The sequence below is a fragment of the Luteibacter sahnii genome (assembly GCF_034063545.1).
Taxonomy (GTDB): domain Bacteria; phylum Pseudomonadota; class Gammaproteobacteria; order Xanthomonadales; family Rhodanobacteraceae; genus Luteibacter; species Luteibacter sahnii.
The window spans coordinates 32,906-48,762 of record NZ_JAQLOK010000001.1 but is presented as its reverse complement, the minus strand read 5'-3'; the positions used below and the strand labels follow the sequence as shown (position 1 = coordinate 48,762).

The 15,857-nt window shown below is 67.3% G+C and carries 15 protein-coding genes; 8 read left to right on the top strand and 7 right to left on the bottom strand.

The window, feature by feature from the left end; all coding sequences use genetic code 11:
* Positions 1-66 precede the first annotated feature (66 nt).
* The 3 genes from PI246_RS00220 to msrB are packed head-to-tail and all read left to right on the top strand — an operon-like array spanning position 67 to position 2,015.
* The gene (locus PI246_RS00220; protein WP_320549274.1) at positions 67-1,005 is read left to right on the top strand and encodes a YihY/virulence factor BrkB family protein; all 939 of its coding nucleotides are present in this window, start codon (positions 67-69) and stop codon (positions 1,003-1,005) included.
* Positions 1,002-1,346, top strand: a complete 345-nt coding sequence (locus PI246_RS00215) for a glycine zipper 2TM domain-containing protein (RefSeq protein ID WP_407069758.1) — start codon at positions 1,002-1,004, stop codon at positions 1,344-1,346. The genes PI246_RS00220 and PI246_RS00215 overlap by 4 nt, the downstream gene beginning before the upstream one ends.
* Positions 1,347-1,406: 60 nt before the next feature.
* Complete coding sequence (gene msrB / locus PI246_RS00210; RefSeq protein WP_320549273.1) at positions 1,407-2,015, top strand: peptide-methionine (R)-S-oxide reductase MsrB; 609 nt, start codon at positions 1,407-1,409, stop codon at positions 2,013-2,015.
* A gap of 205 nt (positions 2,016-2,220) precedes the next feature.
* Here msrB and PI246_RS00205 read toward each other — a convergent pair whose 3' ends face one another.
* A complete protein-coding gene (locus PI246_RS00205; protein WP_320549272.1) occupies positions 2,221-4,542 on the bottom strand; it encodes a S9 family peptidase in 2,322 nt (773 codons plus the stop codon).
* An 89-nt stretch (positions 4,543-4,631) separates the two neighbouring features.
* Positions 4,632-5,453 (bottom strand): SDR family NAD(P)-dependent oxidoreductase, encoded by an 822-nt coding sequence (locus PI246_RS00200; RefSeq protein WP_320549271.1) that lies wholly within the window; start codon positions 5,451-5,453, stop codon positions 4,632-4,634.
* A gap of 153 nt (positions 5,454-5,606) precedes the next feature.
* On the opposite strand from PI246_RS00200, the gene PI246_RS00195 reads away from it, so the two are divergent.
* Positions 5,607-6,068, top strand: a complete 462-nt coding sequence (locus PI246_RS00195) for a PA2169 family four-helix-bundle protein (protein ID WP_320549270.1) — start codon at positions 5,607-5,609, stop codon at positions 6,066-6,068.
* Positions 6,069-6,378: 310 nt separating this feature from the next.
* Here the strand turns inward: PI246_RS00195 and PI246_RS00190 are convergent, their stop codons facing one another.
* The 3 genes from PI246_RS00190 to wrbA all read right to left on the bottom strand — a co-directional run bounded on the left by PI246_RS00190 (position 6,379) and on the right by wrbA (position 8,388).
* On the bottom strand, positions 6,379-6,882 hold the full coding sequence (locus PI246_RS00190; RefSeq protein WP_320549269.1) for a hypothetical protein: 504 nt from the start codon (positions 6,880-6,882) through the stop codon (positions 6,379-6,381).
* 58 nt (positions 6,883-6,940) lie between these two features.
* Positions 6,941-7,714 carry a YdcF family protein gene (locus PI246_RS00185; protein ID WP_320549268.1) on the bottom strand — a complete coding sequence of 258 codons (774 nt, stop codon included), beginning with the start codon at positions 7,712-7,714 and terminating at the stop codon, positions 6,941-6,943.
* Between the two features lie 74 nt (positions 7,715-7,788).
* The gene (gene wrbA / locus PI246_RS00180) at positions 7,789-8,388 is read right to left on the bottom strand and encodes an NAD(P)H:quinone oxidoreductase (RefSeq protein WP_320549267.1); all 600 of its coding nucleotides are present in this window, start codon (positions 8,386-8,388) and stop codon (positions 7,789-7,791) included.
* A gap of 111 nt (positions 8,389-8,499) precedes the next feature.
* On the opposite strand from wrbA, the gene PI246_RS00175 reads away from it, so the two are divergent.
* The 3 genes from PI246_RS00175 (at position 8,500) to PI246_RS00165 (ending at position 10,779) form a co-directional block, all read left to right on the top strand.
* Complete coding sequence (locus PI246_RS00175) at positions 8,500-9,375, top strand: hypothetical protein (protein ID WP_320549266.1); 876 nt, start codon at positions 8,500-8,502, stop codon at positions 9,373-9,375.
* A gap of 114 nt (positions 9,376-9,489) precedes the next feature.
* The gene (locus PI246_RS00170; RefSeq protein ID WP_320549265.1) at positions 9,490-10,251 is read left to right on the top strand and encodes an AraC family transcriptional regulator; all 762 of its coding nucleotides are present in this window, start codon (positions 9,490-9,492) and stop codon (positions 10,249-10,251) included.
* 78 nt (positions 10,252-10,329) lie between these two features.
* Positions 10,330-10,779 carry a MarR family winged helix-turn-helix transcriptional regulator gene (locus PI246_RS00165; protein ID WP_320549264.1) on the top strand — a complete coding sequence of 150 codons (450 nt, stop codon included), beginning with the start codon at positions 10,330-10,332 and terminating at the stop codon, positions 10,777-10,779.
* Position 10,780: 1 nt separating this feature from the next.
* On the opposite strand, the gene PI246_RS00160 is transcribed toward PI246_RS00165, so the two are convergent.
* The gene (locus PI246_RS00160) at positions 10,781-11,407 is read right to left on the bottom strand and encodes a LysE family transporter (protein WP_320549263.1); all 627 of its coding nucleotides are present in this window, start codon (positions 11,405-11,407) and stop codon (positions 10,781-10,783) included.
* A 171-nt stretch (positions 11,408-11,578) separates the two neighbouring features.
* On the opposite strand from PI246_RS00160, the gene PI246_RS00155 reads away from it, so the two are divergent.
* Positions 11,579-12,883, top strand: a complete 1,305-nt coding sequence (locus PI246_RS00155) for a NupC/NupG family nucleoside CNT transporter (RefSeq protein ID WP_320549262.1) — start codon at positions 11,579-11,581, stop codon at positions 12,881-12,883.
* 248 nt (positions 12,884-13,131) lie between these two features.
* On the opposite strand, the gene PI246_RS00150 is transcribed toward PI246_RS00155, so the two are convergent.
* Positions 13,132-15,762 (bottom strand): M1 family metallopeptidase, encoded by a 2,631-nt coding sequence (locus tag PI246_RS00150; protein WP_320549261.1) that lies wholly within the window; start codon positions 15,760-15,762, stop codon positions 13,132-13,134.
* Positions 15,763-15,857 lie beyond the last annotated feature (95 nt).

The window sequence follows — 15,857 nt, the reverse complement described above, 5'->3', positions numbered from 1 at the left end:
CAGCGTTTCCACGTTTCTTTCGCGCCGCCACGCCCACCCTGTGCGCCGTAACGACGGAGGCACACGATGGACCATCGCATCCGCCTCGGCTGGCAGGTGATACGCACCACCTCGAAGGGGTTCAGCGACGACGAGCTGATGACCCGCGCCGCGGCCCTGGCTTTCTACTCGGCGCTGTCCTTCGCGCCGCTGCTGGTGCTGCTGCTGTGGGTGGTCGCATCCCTGCGCCCCGAATGGCAGGCCCAGCTCGTCGACAGCCTGAACGGGCTGGTCGGCCAACGTGCCTCCGACGCCGTGCGGCTGGTGATCGAAAACGCCAAGCAGCGACCCAACGTCGGCAGCATGGCGGGCGTGATCGGCCTGGGCGTGACCCTCATCGGTGCCTCTGCGGTATTCGCCCAGTTGCAGGGCGCGCTCAACCGGGTGTGGGGCCTGCAGCCGCGCCCCGGCAACACGCGGCACGCGATCCTGGGCTGGCTGCGGGCCCGGCTGCATGCGCTGGGCCTGCTGCTGTCGCTGGCCTTCCTGCTGGTGATCTCGCTGTCGGCCAGCGCGCTGATCGCCGTGTTCGTGCGCGGCGGCACCACCGGCTGGCATGCGCTGGAAACCGTGATCTCGCTGGCCGTCTTCGTGGTGATCTTCGGCGCGATCTACAAGGTGCTGCCCGACGCGATCATCGAGTGGCGCGACGCCGCCATCGGTGCCTCGCTGACCGCCCTGCTCTTCGTGGTCGGCAAGGTCGCCATCGGCATCTATCTCGAACGCAGCAACGTCGGCGGGCCCTACGGGCCGGCCGGCGGCGTGGTGGTGCTACTGGTGTGGGTCTACTACTCGGCGCTCATCCTGCTGCTCGGCGCCGAGCTGACCGAAGCGGTGGCCGAAGCCCGGGGCACGCCCATCCAGCCGCGCGCGTATGCCATGTCCATCAAGCCATCCCCCCTTGACCCAGCCATCACGACGGCGGGGGTATCCCTGAAACGAAAATCCGAGGAGGACACCCGATGAAAACCCACCTTTTCGCAATCGCCGCCCTTGTCCTGGCGACCGGCGCGGTGGTCGACACCCCCGTGCAGGCCCAGGCGCGCCGTAGCCAGCACCAGGTCTGCCGCGACGTGCAGGTCAAGCACATCAATTCGAAGGACGACAACCGCCTGATCGGTACCGGCGTCGGCGCCGTCGCGGGCGGCCTGCTCGGTAACCAGGTCGGCGGCGGCAAGGGCAAGACGCTCGCCACGGTGGCAGGTGCGGTCGGCGGCGGCTACGTCGGCAACCGCGTCCAGAAGAACCACCAGGACCAGAACGCCACCTACGAGACCCGGCGCGAATGCCACTGGGTGAACGACTGACGTAAGCATCCGGACGCCGGGACGGTCTTAGAGGGAGTTACCCCCTTTGCGGAGGCTTTCATGAGTACCGATCCCGAGCGTCGCCGGTTTCTCGGCGTCCTGGCCGTCACGACGGCCAGTGCCGTTTCCCTCCCCTTCGTGTTGCGCGCGACCCGGCCTGCCGTGGCCGCCGACGCGCCGCCGCCCGCCCAGGGCGGAAGCGTCACCATCGACGAATTCGCACCCGACAAGAAGCCGCTGGGCAGCCGCACGGAGCCACGCGTCGTCATGACCGACGAGGCGTGGCGGGCGAAGCTCGGTGCGCGCTCGTATGACGTGATGCGCCATGACGGGACGGAGCGGGCGTACTCGGGGCCCGGATGGAACCGCCACGATAACGGCATCTACCGGTGCCTGGGCTGCGACACGGCCCTGTACGACTCGGCGACCAAGTTCGATTCCGGCACGGGCTGGCCTAGCTTCTGGCAGCCGATATCCCGAAAGAACATCGTGCAGACCGACGACCGCAGCCTGGCGATCGAAGACCGCACGGCGGTAAGTTGCGCACGATGCGGCTCGCACCTGGGACACGTGTTCGATGACGGCCCCGATCCGACAGGCCTGCGGTATTGCATGAACGCCGTGGCGATGCGTTTCGTCCCGGTCCCTGGGGTCCACATCACGTTGTAGGCGCGCCCCGCGCGCGATCCGGCGCAAGCCGACATGGCTCCGATACGGTCCGCTCCCACCCCGACAGTCGTTACCGTAGGGCTGGAAGCGAATCGCATCGGCGAGCCGGCATCGTGCCGGCGACGGTGTCGTTCGCACCGTCGCCGCGCTGAGGGTTCGCGGAGGCGGCCCCGCTCCCACTCGATTCAGGCAAGGTACGCGGCGATCAACGATCGACGGGCGCGAAGGCGAATTCCTTCGGCGGCGTGTCGCCCTTCAGGTAACGCACGAAGTAATCCCAACGACGACGGGTCATGTACGGCGTGGCCGCACCGTAGCCGTGATGCGCGTTGGGGATCATGACCAGGTCGAAATCCTTGTTGGCTTTGATCAGTGCATCCACCACGAGCAACGTCTCGTACGGCGGGACATTGTCGTCCGAAGTGCCGTGCGCCAGCATCAGGTGGCCCTTGAGGCCTCCCACCCATTTCTGGTTGGCCTGATCGTCATAGTTCGACGTGCCGTCCTTGTTCTTCACCAACAGGCCCTGCCACTTCTCCGCCCAGTCGTCTTCGTAGTTGCGGTTGTCGTGGTTGCCCGACTCGGAGATACCCACCTTGAACACGTCCGGATAACGGAACATCGCCGTCGCCGTGGCGTTACCGCCGCCGGAATGCCCCCAGATACCGACGCGATCGCCGTCGAGCCAACGGTGTTCCTTCACCAGCTGTTTCACCGCGGCCACCTGGTCGGGCAGCGTGTTGTCGCCGATATTCTTGAAGTACGCATCGTGGAACGCCTTCGAGCGCCACGGCGTGCCCATGCCGTCGACCGCGACCACCACGAAGCCGAGTTCGGCCAGCGCCTGGTTATCGCCATGCGAGGGGATGAAGCTGCGCGTACGCACCGAACCGGTCTGCGGACCCGGGTAGATGTAGACCACCAGCGGATACGTCTTCGACGGGTCGAAATGCGACGGCTTGAACATCTGCCCGTAGAGGTCGGTCTTGCCGTCACGCGCCTTGACCGTGAACGCGGTCGGCGCGACCCAGCCGGCGGCCTTCAGGCGCGAGATGTCGGCACGGGCGATCTCCTTGACCGTCGCGCCGGTGTCGCTGCGACGGACCACCGCCACGGGCGGCGTATCGATCGTCGAATACGAATCGAAGAAATACGTGCCGTCCTTCGACATCGAGACGGTGTGGTCGGAGGTCTCCGGCGTCAGCAGCGTCAGGTTGCTCCCGTCGAAGTTCACCTTGTAGAACGACTGGTAATACGGATCGACGCCCTTCTCACGCCCTACGCCCCGGAACCAGATGGTTTTGGTCTTCGGATCGATGTGCAGCACCTGGGTGACGTTCCAGTCGCCCTTGGTGATCGCGTGCTCGAGCTTGCCGGTCTTGAGGCTGTACATGTACAGGTGGCCCCAGTTGCTCCGCTCGGAGAACCAGATCACCTCGTCGGTCTCGGGCACGTATTGCCAGTTGGCCATCTCGTTGCCGCCCTCGAAGTACGTCTTCGCCTTCTCGTCGAAGACGGTGCGCACCTCGCCGGTCTCCGGATTGGCCACGCGGAACCACTCCTGCGTGTGGTCGCGCGCGGTGGAGACGAAGGCCACGCTCTTGCCGTCGGCCGACCAGCGTACGTCGTCCCATACGCCCGGGCTGCACGACACGTCGTCACAGATGGTCGAACGGTGCTGGTCGGGCGGCATCTTGAACCGCACCACTTTCTTCGTCGGCACGTCGATGACCACGCGCTCGATCATGGTCACGTCCTTGTCGCCCGGCAGCGGGTATTTCCACGTGTCCACGTTGGGGTGGCCCACGTTGACGCTCACCAGCGTCATCTCGCCGGTCTTGCGCTGGTCCTGCTGAAACGTGGCGATCTTCTTCGAATCAGGCGACCAGACCAGGATGGCCTCGTCGGTGTGCTTCCAGCCAGCGTTGTCGGTGGCGTAGCCGTAGTCCTTCACGCCATCGGTGGTCAGCTGGGTTTCGGCACCGGTGGCGACGTCGCGCACCCAGAGGTTCCAGTCACGGATGAAGGCTTCGGACGTGCCGTCGGGCGACTTCAGGCCCGGCTCTTCGCCGTACGGCTTGCCGTTGGGGTCTTTCTTGACCGCGGCCAGCTCGCACTTGCCGATCGCCTTGTCGCAGGTGTAGCGCTTGCCGCCGGCGGTGACGTCCAGGCCATCGTCCGGCCGCACCGTGAACGCCGTGACGGGAATCTTCGCCGACTCGACCTTCTTGCCCGTGACCGACGACAGCGCGGCCGCCAGCTTGTCGCGGTCGAACGAGGGCGAGGCCTGCCCGGTGGCGGCATCGACGGTGATGAACTGGTCGCCGTTGGCATCGTGGTCGCGATACCAGAAGTGGCTGTCGTCGATCCACGTCACACGCTGCACGGCGTGGTCGACCAGCGGCATCGTCTTGTTCGCGAGCATCGACTCGGCGCGACGGTAATCGTCGACGCCGGTCTGCGCGGCGACCGATCCGGTCAGGGCGAGGAGGACGGCGCCAGCGAGCGCCGGGTGGAGTCTGGACATTGCAAATCCCCGTGGCTTAACCGCGGCACGGACGTGCCGCTAACCGCACGAGGCTAGCCCCCGGGCGGGGGCCGGGCGTATGCCAGAGGTCACGGGTGGGGCGACGAAGCCCGCCGGAGGCGGAACCGGCGCCCTTCCCGTTCGGTGAGTTTCAGGGCCAGCCGGTCGGGCAGCAGCTTGAACAGCGCCTTGATCACGCGGTTGACCCGCCCGTTGACGTAGACGATCTCGCCCGCTTCCACCGCATCCAGGCCCTGCCGGGCCACGGTGGGTGCGTCCATCCACAGGAACGACGGCATGTTGGATACCAGCTGCCGGGCCCCGTTGACGTCGTGGAATTCCGAATAGGTGAAGCCCGGGCACAACGCCGTCACGTGCACGCCCGTGCCGAGCGTCTCCAGCGCCAGCGACTGCGAAAAGCGGATGAGGTACGCCTTGGACGCGCCATAGAGCGTGTGCCCCGCCGATCCCGGCACGAGGCCGGCGAGCGACGCGACGTTGACGATGCGGCCGTAGCCGCGGGCCTTCATCCCGGGCAACAGGCGCCAGATGAGTTCGGTGGGCGCGGTCATCATCACCTGCATGAAGGCGGCGTGGGTCGACCAGGGCTGCTCGTCCAGGTAATCGGTGACGCCGTAGCCGGCGTTGTTGACCAGCACGTCGATATGCAGGCCCTGCGAGGCCAGCGCCGCGACGAGCGCCTCGGGACCATCCGGCCGGGCGAGGTCCAGCGGCGCGACCACCGCCTCGATCGCGTGCCGGTCGCGCAGTTCCGCGGCGATGGCTTCAAGGCGATCGGCACGCCGCGCGGTCAGCACAAGGTCGAAACCGCGCCGCGCGAGTTCGCGCGCGAAGGCTTCGCCGATGCCCGCGGACGCGCCGGTGACCAGTGCCCTTCGATTGGATGCCATGCCTGCCTCCCGTGATGAACGTATCGCCGAGTATGCACCCGGCGTAGATGAACGAATGAATGACGTGGTGATGCCTACCACGGGGTATTCACGCCTTCGTGCCGCCTCCGGACGCGATGCTGGTGTCATCCACAACGGCCAGGAGCCACGACCATGACGAACACGACCGACCACGACATCAAGGTGCTCAACGGCCTGATCGAGACCACGATCGACAGCGCCGAAGGTTACGGCGAAGCCGCCAAGGACGCTCACAACACGCGTTACGCCGCGGCGTTCCAGCAGCGCGCTTCGGAGCGTCGTCAGGTGACGCAGCGCCTCCAGCAGCAGGTCGCGTCGCTCGGCGGCAAGCCGGAAGACGACGGTACCGTGCTGGCGAAGGCGCATCGCATGTTCGTCGAGCTGCGCGCCAAGATCAGCTCGAAGGACGACACCGTCATCGTCGATGAAGTCGAGCGCGGCGAGGACCACATCAAGGCCAAATACGAAGACGCCCTGAAGGATACCGACCTGAGCGCCGGCACCCGTTCGCTCGTCCAGGAGGCGTACACCTCGGTCAAGAGCGGCCACGACCAGATGCGCGACCTCAAGCACGCCCTGCACGGCACGAACTGAGTCGGCACGGTGTGATCAGGCGGGCCCCGACGGGGCCCGCTTTTTTTTCCTGTCGTTTGACCGGGCAAGGCAACATTGCCATGGCCCATGCCGGTATCCATGGCCCGCTAGTCGGTGTTCGCGAGCACCCTTCCGATGCAGCGCCCTCGCGACAAACGATCGCATCGCGGTGGGTCCCGGCCTGCGCCGGGACGACGGTGGGAGCGTCGCACCGGCGCAGACAGGTGCTCAGGAGGAGACCTCCAGGAAAGCGAAGCATAAAAAAACGGAGCCTCGCGGCTCCGTTTTGCATGGCGACACCGGGTGGCGATTACTGCCCGCCCTGGTCCTCGGCCATCAGCGCGTTGATCTTGTCCTTGTGCGCTTCGTAGAAGGCGACGTTCTTCTGGTTCACCTTCGACTGGTCGACGTACTGGGCCATCTGCGGATTCTTCTTCGCTTCGGAAGCGATGGCGGCGTTGGTGACGGCCAGATTCGCGAGCAGGAATTCGCGCGGCGTGAAACCGTTGGCCTTGATCAGCGGCTCGATGCGCGGGTCCGAATCCGTGATCTGCTTGGCCAGATCGTCGAGCGAGTGAATCTTTGAAAAATCGGTCTGGGCATTCTTCGGCTCGATGCCCTGCTTCTTGGCCTCCTGCGACACCTTCACGATGCGGTTGAACACGTCGTCGGTGAGGGTGTAGGTCTGAATCGCCTGCTTATCGGACGCGGGGATCTGCGACGCCGGGTTGGGCGCGGCCGGAGCGGCCTGTTGGGCGAACGCGGCGGGGGCCAGGGCCAGCAGCGAGGCGGCGAGGATATAACGGAACTTCACGGGCTTCTCCTTGGGTTTCGGTCCGTGCTGGACGGCCGCCAGCATAAAACGGCAGATGTTAGGCAGGTGTCTGCCCGGTCAGCGGGATTTCAGGTTGCCGGGCCACGTTCCAGCCCATTGCGTTGTAGAGGTGGTAGCGTGCCACGCCGATGTATTCGTGCAACGCGAAGTCGGCGAAGAAGATGTTTTCCGACGACGGCAGCCAGTCGTAGCGTGCGGTCACGTAATCGCCGCGTACCGGCTCGGCGGGGATGCCGAAATGGGCGAAGTACAACAGCGATCGTTTCAGGTGCACCGCCGACGATACCAGCACGACCTTGTCCGCCCCGAAGCTCATCAGCAACGGCCGGCTGAACTGCGCATTCTGGAAGGTGTTAAGGCTGCGCGATTCGAGGATGAGGTCGTCCCGGGGCACGCCCAGGCGGTCCAGCGTCACCGCGTAGACGTCGGCTTCGGCTTTTTTCAGCTTCATGGCGTCGCCGCCGCTGACTTCCACCTTGCACACCGCCCCGGTGGCCTTGCACGACCGATAAAGTTGCGCCGCTTCGAGGATGCGCCCGTTGGCGTAAAGACTCGGCTCGATCACCCCGACGCCGGTGCGCACCGTGCCGGCGCCGAGCAACACGATGGCGTTGCGATGGCCCCATGCCGCCACGTCGGGCGGAAAACCCGATTGCAGTCGATCGAGCAGCAGGCCGGTGAGCGGGCCGCAGCCGGCGATGAAGAGCCAGGCGAAGGCGACGAGGGTCATCGCGGCACCGGCGCCACGGCGGCGACGCCAGGACAGCAGCAGGCCGGTGACCAGAAGCAGAAGGAAGAAAGGAAGGATCATGGGCGCGGAGCGTAGCAAAGCCGGTGGACGGCCGTGCTACCGCCACGGTCGTCCACCGGCCCGCGCCCGTGCGGTCAGCCGAACAGCTTCGCCGCGATCTCGGCGATGTGCTTGCCCTGGAAGCGGGCGCCATCCAGGTCGGTCGCGCTGGGCATGCGCGAGCCGTCGCCGCCGGCGAGGGTGCTGGCACCATACGGCGTGCCACCCTTGACCTCGTCCACGCCCATCTGGCCCTGGAACGAATACGGCAGGCCCACCGGGATCAGGCCCAGGTGCATCAGGTTGGTGATGACCGAGAACAACGTGGTTTCCTGGCCGCCATGCTGGCTGGCCGTGGAAACGAACGCGCCGCCCACCTTGCCGTTGAGCGCGCCCTTGGCCCACAGGCCGCCGGTGCGGTCGAAGAAGCTGGCCATCTGCGACGGCATGCGGCCATACCGCGTGGGCACGCCGACGATGATCGCGTCGTAGTTCACCAGGTCGTCGACCTGGGCCTCGGGGTGGGCGTGGTCGCTGATGAAGCCCGCGGCCTTGGCCACCTCGGGCGGCGCGGTCTCGGGCACGCGCTTGATGTCGACCTGCGCGCCGGCGGCGCGGGCGCCCTCGGCTTCGGCCTCGGCCATCTTCACGATGTGCCCGTAGGAGGAGTAATAAAGCACCAGCACCTTTGCCATCGTCGTCTCCGGGGTTGCTGCAGGGGTGGGATGATGCCCCTACTATGCCCGCTCAGGCCGTGCTCGCCTCGTGCACAGGCGCGAACGGTGCGTTCCATCCACAGGACTCCCATGATCGAAGAGGCGATCCAGCCCGAACGCGAGGAGCGGCTCAGCGCCGAGCGCGCCTACGAGCTTTACTGGGCGGACGTGCTCGACGGCGACGCCACGTTCCTCTGCACGGGCAACGGATGCACGGCGCGGCTGATCTGCGCCTGCCTGGACAAGCCCGAGCAGAACCTGCGTATCCGGCCGTATTTCCGCTCCCGCCGCCTCGACGACCACGCGCCCACCTGTGAGGTGGCCCATGGCAAGGCCGGCGCGGCGCGGGAGAAAGGCCCCGACGTCTTCGACGCCGAACGTCCGCGCGACCACTTCCGCGAGCGCGTGCTATCCGCCGCGCCGCGCGCCCGGACGAGCGCACCCGCGGCACCCCGCGCCAGCCGGTACTACCGGCTGTCGTCGCTGGTGCAGAAGTTCCTGGAGCATCGCCGCGACGGCGACCTGGACACCGCCACCGTCGACATGGGCGGCGAAACGCTCACCTACGCCGGCCTCTTCCGCAACGTCTACCGGCAAAAAGTGGCCGATCTCACCGGCACGCGTGCGATCTGGTGGGGCACCGCGTCCCTCCGGGCGACCCGCGAAGGCGGCTACTACCTGCGCTTTTCGCGCGCGTTCCGCCACGACGACGCCGACCTGCATCCCACCGTGACGCTCACGGCCCGCGACATCGAGGCCTACCCCGTGCGGCGCCTGCTGCGCGCGCGGCTGGACAAGCTCATCGCCGAAGGCGGCCGCTGCGTCGCCTTCCTCTGGGCCAGACCGTGGATGCCGAAAGACGCCGAATCGCCGTTCGTCCGCTTCTACGTCGACAACCTCGACCACATCGACGTGCGCGGGATGGAGATCCTCGAAGAACTGCAACAGACCTCGAGGGTGCGTTAACGGGACGTGCCGCCGGTCACACTTCGGCGACACGGCCTAACCCTTTCGGGGGTAGGGACCGGTCCTTGCGTGCGCAATGCTTCGATCCTGTCCCATTCGCCGGAGGATCGGCCGATGTATCGCATCGACAGCCCCTGTCCCGATTCCGAGTGCCGTCCCGCCACGGTCATCGTCGATCTCTCGCAACGCTCCGCCGCCATCGAGCCCGGGGATCTCCCCGGCACCGAAAACCTGGTGGCGAAGCTGCGCGGTCGCGCCTCGCTCACCGAGATCGCGCTCGACGATGCGATGAACGACCTGTTGCTGGTCTACCGCGCGGCCCGGGCAGCCGACGGGGAGAACGCCGGGGCCATCCTGTTCCGTCGGCGGGACGCGGCACGGCCGGGCGCCGACGATCCGCCCGCCGCCGTGCGCACCCTGGCCGGCCTCTTGTTCGAAAACCTCCGCGCGGAGATGCCCAACACGCCGTTGCTCGCCCACGTGGCCCTGGCGCTGCGCGCCATCGTGCCGGGCTCCCCGCCCGTGACCGTGCCCGTGGCCGCCCGTGGAGCGCTTGCCAGTTGGCAGGAGCGCCGGGCGGTCACGTTCATGGAAGACCGTCTGGACCAGTCCTTTCCCGTCGCCGCCGTCGCGAAGGCCTGCGGTCTGTCGGTCAATCATTTTTCCCGGGCCTTCCGGCGCAGCACCGGCAAGCCGCCCCATCGCTGGCTGCTCGACCGGCGGGTGGAACGTGCCCAGTCGCTCCTGCGCAGCACCGACATGTCGCTGGCCGACGTGGCCCTGGCCTGCGGTTTCGCCGAACAAAGCCACTTCACCCGCGTGTTTACCCGCACCGTGGGACGACCGCCCGGGGCGTGGCGCCGAACGGCGGAGTGACCACCGGTCGCCGCGAGCGCGGCCCTTTCGTCCCGCCGAGCGCGGCGGACTTCCACGCTTCCCGGACACGCATCGATCATGGTCGACCGCGACGCCCGCCCGGCCACGTACCTGGCCCTGGGCCGTAACCTCCTGCGTACCGGCTCGCGCCTGCGCGATGCCGTCGGCCGCCGCACGCAGCGCGAGTTCGGCATCACCGCCCTGCAAGGCGACATGCTGCTCCTGCTCGCCGGCCGGCAAAGCATGATCTGCGCCGAACTGGCCGCGGCCTGCGGCGTCAATGCGAGCACGGTGACCCATGCCGTCGACGCGGCCATCGGCCGCGGCCTCATGCGGCGCGACCGGAATGTCGGCGACCGCCGCCTGGTCGATATCGCGATCACGCCCGAGGGTGTCGCCGTGGCGGCGCGGATGGAGACATTGCTCGCCGAGGTGGCCGCGGACGCCGTCCACGGCATGAGCCCGGCGGAGATCACCCGGTTCGCCGCCGGGGTGGCCCGGGTCGGGCGCAACCTGGCGGCGCCGTGAATCAGGCCCGCCGGGCGAGGATCAGATGCAGGCCGAACAGGGTAAAGACCACCCCCGCGCCGCCGTCGATCCACCGGGCGGCGCGCACGTAGCCCCGGCGCATCGCCGGCATCGCGAAGATCGCCGCCACCAGGCCGAACCACAGCACGGTTTCGGCCGTTACCAGCGCCCACAGGCCCCATCGGGCCGACGAGGCTACGCCGTCGCCGAGAAAGGCCGAGAAGATCGACGCAAAATAGATCGCCGCCTTGGGATTGGCGAGATTGGTCGCCAGCCCGCGCAGGAGGGCCCGGCCGGGGCTGGAATCGCGCACGTCCACCTCGGGCACCGCGTCAGCCGGGCTGGCCTTCCACGCCGCCCGGAGCATCTGCAGGCCCATCCAGCCGAGGTAGAGCCCACCCGCGATCGCGATGCCGCGTTCCAGCCAGGCCAGGCGATGCAGCAGCAGTTGCAGCCCGAGCAAGGCCAGCGCGGCCCAGACCGCGACGCCCAGGGCGATGCCGGTCACCCCGGCCATGGCCTCGCGTCGCGAGCGGCTCGCCGCCAGCTGCGAGACGAAGAAGAAATCCGGGCCGGGCGTCGCCAGGGCGACCAGTTGGACCACGGCGATGGTCAGGAACAGATGCATGAGGGTGCGGCACCGGGCAAAGGTCGATTAGGCGCCCGGGGGGCCGCATGGCGCAAGGCGCGGCGTACCGATGGCGCGGCGCGCCTTGCCCCCCGGCCCGGCCTACCGTAACCTCCCGTTTTTTAAAGCGGTCACGGGGCTTCCCCCGGCCTTCGCAAGGGGTAAGTCACGATGCTGGGTCTTCTGGGCCATGTTCTGTTTGGCCTGTTCGGTTTGGCGGTGCTCGTCGCCATCGCCTTCTGCTTCTCCAACAACAAGCGCGTGGTCGACTGGAAACTCGTCGCCACGGGCGTCGGCCTGCAGATCGTCTTCGCCGCCATCGTGCTGAAGGTGCCGCTGGGTCGCGACGTGTTCGACGCCATCGCCACCGGCTTCGTGCACCTGCTCGACTACGTCGACGTCGGGTCGCGCTTCATCTTCGGCAGCCTGCTCGACAGTTCGAAGTTCGGCGTGATCTTCGCCGTGAAGGTGCTGCCCACCATCGTCTTCTTCGCCGCCCTCACCGGCGTGCTCTATCACCTGGGCGTGATGCAGCAGATCGTCAAGGGCATGGCGTGGGTCATCACCAAGGTGATGCGCGTGTCCGGCGCGGAGACCACCAGCGTCTGCGCCAGCGTGTTCATCGGCCAGACCGAGGCACCGCTGACCATCAAGCCCTACATCGAGCGGATGACCCAGGCCGAGCTGATGACCGTCATGATCGGCGGCATGGCGCACATCGCCGGTTCGGTGATGGCCGCCTACGTGGCGATGCTCGGCGGCGACGACCCGGCGCAGCGCATGTTTTACGCCAAGCACCTGCTCACCGCGAGCGTGATGGCGGCCCCGGCCACGATGGTGCTGGCGAAGATCCTCGTGCCGGAAACCAGCGAGCCGCTGACCCGCGGCACGGTGAAGATCGAGGTGGAGAAGACCACCGCCAATGTGATCGACGCTGCCGCCACCGGCGCGGGCGACGGCCTGAAACTGGCGATGAACGTCGGCGCGATGCTGCTGGCCTTCATCGCGCTGATTGCGCTGATCAACGGTCCCGTGCAGTGGCTGGGCACCGTCGGCGGCGACCACAGCCTCAACGCATGGCTGAGCGCGCACGCGGGCCATACGGTATCGCTGAGCCTGGAAACGGTGTTCGGCTGGGTGCTGGCGCCCATCGCGTGGTTGATCGGCGTGCCCTGGCAGGATGCCACCCTGGTCGGCAGCTTCATCGGCGAGAAGGTGGTGATCAACGAATTCGTCGCCTACGCCGACCTCGCCCGCCACCTGCCGGAGCTTCTTCCGGAGAGCCGCTTGATCGCCACGTACGCGCTGTGCGGCTTCGCCAACTTCTCGTCCATCGCGATCCAGATCGGCGGCATCGGCGGCCTCGCCCCCAACCGTCGCGGCGACCTCGCCCGCCTGGGCCTGCGCGCCGTACTCGGCGGCTCCATCGCCACCTTCATGACGGCGACCATCGCGGGCGTTCTCGAGCGGTTCTGACCGCTCGGTTCGCCCTGCGTATCCGGGGCGCGGCTATCGCGAGCGCCCTTTTCGATGTAGCGCTCTCGCGACAACCGACCGCACCGCGGTGGGTCCCGGCCTGCGCCGGGACGACGGGTGGGGGAGTCGCACTGGCGCAGGCCGGTCTTGGCGAGCACCTTCCGATGCAACACCGATCGCATCGCCACCGCCGACCCACAAAAAAGCCCCGCCAGCCGAAGGCTGGCGGGGCTTATCATCGCAAGCGATCAGCCGTTGGCCTTGAGCCACGCCTCCACGGCCGGCAGGCGCTCCTTACGCACCTGCAGGCGATACTTGATGCCCGCGATCACGCTGTCGGCGGCGCGGCGCGAGGTCGGGGCGATGTACTTCTGCGAGAACGCCTCGATCTTGCCGATCGTCGCCTCATCGGTCGACGAACGCGCCAGCATCGGGTAGTAGCGCGCCGACGAGGTGGAATCGACGAAGGTGTCGACCTTGTCCTTGTGCGCCGTGGCGAACTCGAACGCCATGTCCGGATGCCGGCTCGCGACCGCCGCGATGATCTGCGAGCTGTTGGTCGCGCCCGGCTCGTCGGTGAGCGCCAGGTCCAGCGCACGCTTGGCCAGCGCGTCGTCACGCACCGCGCCGAGCAGCAGATAGAGGCGATCCTTCACCAGCGGGGTCTTCTCCGCCTTCGCCTGCGCGCGCAGCTTGTCCCAGGTGGCGGCATCGGCGTTGTACGCAACCACGCCCAGGATCACCTTGCGCAGTTCGGCCGGCATGTCGTCGCTTTGGTACCGACGACGCGCCTCGGCGATCACCTTCGCGTCGCCCATCGTGCCAAGGGTGCCGATCAGCTGTGAACGCAACAGCGCGACCGTCGACGGCTCGTCGGCCTTCGCCGTCCAGCCGATCTCGTCGAGCTTGGGCGACAGCCTTGCCACCGCGTACTTGCGCAACGCCGCCTGGCCGGCCGCGTCACCGTCGAAATAGCCGTCCAGACCGCTGAGGTCACCAGCCACGCTCTGCCACAACACCGGCGAGGCGTCCTTCGGCGTGGCCTTGATCAGGTCGAGCAGGTCGGAGGCGGGCTGCAGGCCCGCCATGCCCAGCGCCCAGGTATCGGCGAACACGCCGAGCTGGTCGATCGGCGCGAGCTTGGCGAAGCTTCCCTTCACGGCCGCGAACGCATCGGTGCCGTAGGCGGTGCGGAAGTACGCCGTTTGCCCGGCGTTGACGATCACCGGGCCGCAACCGGCCAGCGTCATCGAACCCTGCCCGTTCTCCAGCAGCGTCGACGACGGTTTGCCGTCGAGCGTCTTGGCGATCACCGGCACGTGCCAACGCAGCGGCGTCTTGTTCGGACGGTCGCGGGTGAACTCGCCCTGGCTCAGCGCCAGCGTGGTGCTGCCGTTGGCGCACGACACCGACGTCACGCGCACCAGCGGGATACCCGGCTGCAGCGTGAAGTCATGCGCGATGGTGGTCACCGGCTTGCCGGCGGCCGCATCGATCTCTTTCCACAGGTCGTCCGAGCGCGTGTTGGAGTACGCATGCGCCTTGATGTAGCGCTGCACGCCCTTGCGCCATGCATCGGGGCCGACATAGGCCTCGAGCATGCGGATCACCGACTCGCCCTTGGCATACGTGATGCTGTCGAACGCCTGGCTCGCCTGCTCCACGGTTTCCACGTGCTGCACCACCGGGTGGGTGGTGGCGACCGAATCCTGGCTCATCGCGGCTTCGCGGATACCCACGGCGTCCAGCTCGGTGTGCCACTCCGGATGCAGGCGCTCGGTGGTGCGCGAGGCCAGCCAAGAGGCGAAGCCTTCGTTGAGCCAGAGGTCATCCCACCAGCTCATCGTCACCAGGTCGCCGAACCACTGGTGCGCCATCTCGTGCGCAGCGGTGTTGAACACCTCCTGCTTGTCGCCCACCGTCGAGAACGAGGGATCGAGCAGCAGCGCATACTCGAACGTGTAGATCGCACCCCAGTTTTCCATCGCCGAGAAGAACTGGCTCTGGCCGGGCGAGGCCACGTTGTCGAGCTTGGGCAGCGGGTACGGCACGCCGAAATACGTGTTGTATTCCTGCAGCACGGCCTTGCCGCTGTCGAGGGTGAACTTCGCCTGCGAGATCTTGCCCTTCTGGGTGATCACGCCGATCTCCACGCCATCGGACATCGTCGTGGCGCGCTCGAAATCGCCCAGGCCGAAGAACAGCAGATAGGTGGACATTTTCGGGGTGGGCTCAAAGCTCACCTCGGTCAGGCCGTTGCCCAGGTCCTTCTTCGACGCGGCCGGCATGTTGCTCACCGCCATCTGGCCCGTGGGCACGGTGGCCTTGAGGGTGAACGTCGCCTTGTACGCCGGCTCGTCCCACGACGGGATGAAGCGGCGGGCGTCGGAGTTTTCAAACTGCGTGTAGAGCGCGCGCTTCTTGCCGTCGTGCTCGGTGTCGTAGTCGATCGCGAACAGGCCGTTGGCCTGGGTACCGATCTTGCCGGTGTAATCCAGTGACAGGCGATAGGTGCCCGGCGTGAGTGCGCGGTCGAAGGCCACCGTGACGGTCTGCGCCTTGTCGTCGACCGTCACCTTGGGCGTCGCCGCCGCGCCCTTGCCCTTGACCGGCGTCAGCGACGCCTTGCCGAAGGTCATGTCCAGCGCGTTGAGCACGATCGACGAGGTCGGCTTGGCGATCTCCAGCTCGATCGACACCTGGCCGTCGAAGCTGAGCTTGTCGGCATGCGGCACGATCGACACGTCGTAATGCGTGGGACGCACGCCGCGCGGCAGCTGGGTGGTGGCTTCGACGGGCGCCGCGACGGGCGCGGCGATGGCGGCGGTAGAGAGACCGGCAAGCGCGAAAGCGATCGCACGGACGAGAGAGGTACGCATTGGGTGGAGCCCCCGGGAGGATTTGTCCCGCGATGGTCCGCTTGCGACGGGGCGCGGAGAAGCGCCGGAAGTCATGGGTGCACGGCGACGAAGCG

Coding starts and splice junctions, on each gene's coding strand:
- PI246_RS00220 (WP_320549274.1), top strand. CDS start 67: ATGGACCATCGCATCCGCCTCGGCTGGCAGGTGATACGCACCACCTCG.
- PI246_RS00215 (WP_407069758.1), top strand. CDS start 1,002: ATGAAAACCCACCTTTTCGCAATCGCCGCCCTTGTCCTGGCGACCGGC.
- msrB (WP_320549273.1), top strand. CDS start 1,407: ATGAGTACCGATCCCGAGCGTCGCCGGTTTCTCGGCGTCCTGGCCGTC.
- PI246_RS00205 (WP_320549272.1), bottom strand. CDS start 4,542: ATGTCCAGACTCCACCCGGCGCTCGCTGGCGCCGTCCTCCTCGCCCTG.
- PI246_RS00200 (WP_320549271.1), bottom strand. CDS start 5,453: ATGGCATCCAATCGAAGGGCACTGGTCACCGGCGCGTCCGCGGGCATC.
- PI246_RS00195 (WP_320549270.1), top strand. CDS start 5,607: ATGACGAACACGACCGACCACGACATCAAGGTGCTCAACGGCCTGATC.
- PI246_RS00185 (WP_320549268.1), bottom strand. CDS start 7,714: ATGATCCTTCCTTTCTTCCTTCTGCTTCTGGTCACCGGCCTGCTGCTG.
- wrbA (WP_320549267.1), bottom strand. CDS start 8,388: ATGGCAAAGGTGCTGGTGCTTTATTACTCCTCCTACGGGCACATCGTG.
- PI246_RS00175 (WP_320549266.1), top strand. CDS start 8,500: ATGATCGAAGAGGCGATCCAGCCCGAACGCGAGGAGCGGCTCAGCGCC.
- PI246_RS00170 (WP_320549265.1), top strand. CDS start 9,490: ATGTATCGCATCGACAGCCCCTGTCCCGATTCCGAGTGCCGTCCCGCC.
- PI246_RS00165 (WP_320549264.1), top strand. CDS start 10,330: ATGGTCGACCGCGACGCCCGCCCGGCCACGTACCTGGCCCTGGGCCGT.
- PI246_RS00160 (WP_320549263.1), bottom strand. CDS start 11,407: ATGCATCTGTTCCTGACCATCGCCGTGGTCCAACTGGTCGCCCTGGCG.
- PI246_RS00155 (WP_320549262.1), top strand. CDS start 11,579: ATGCTGGGTCTTCTGGGCCATGTTCTGTTTGGCCTGTTCGGTTTGGCG.
- PI246_RS00150 (WP_320549261.1), bottom strand. CDS start 15,762: ATGCGTACCTCTCTCGTCCGTGCGATCGCTTTCGCGCTTGCCGGTCTC.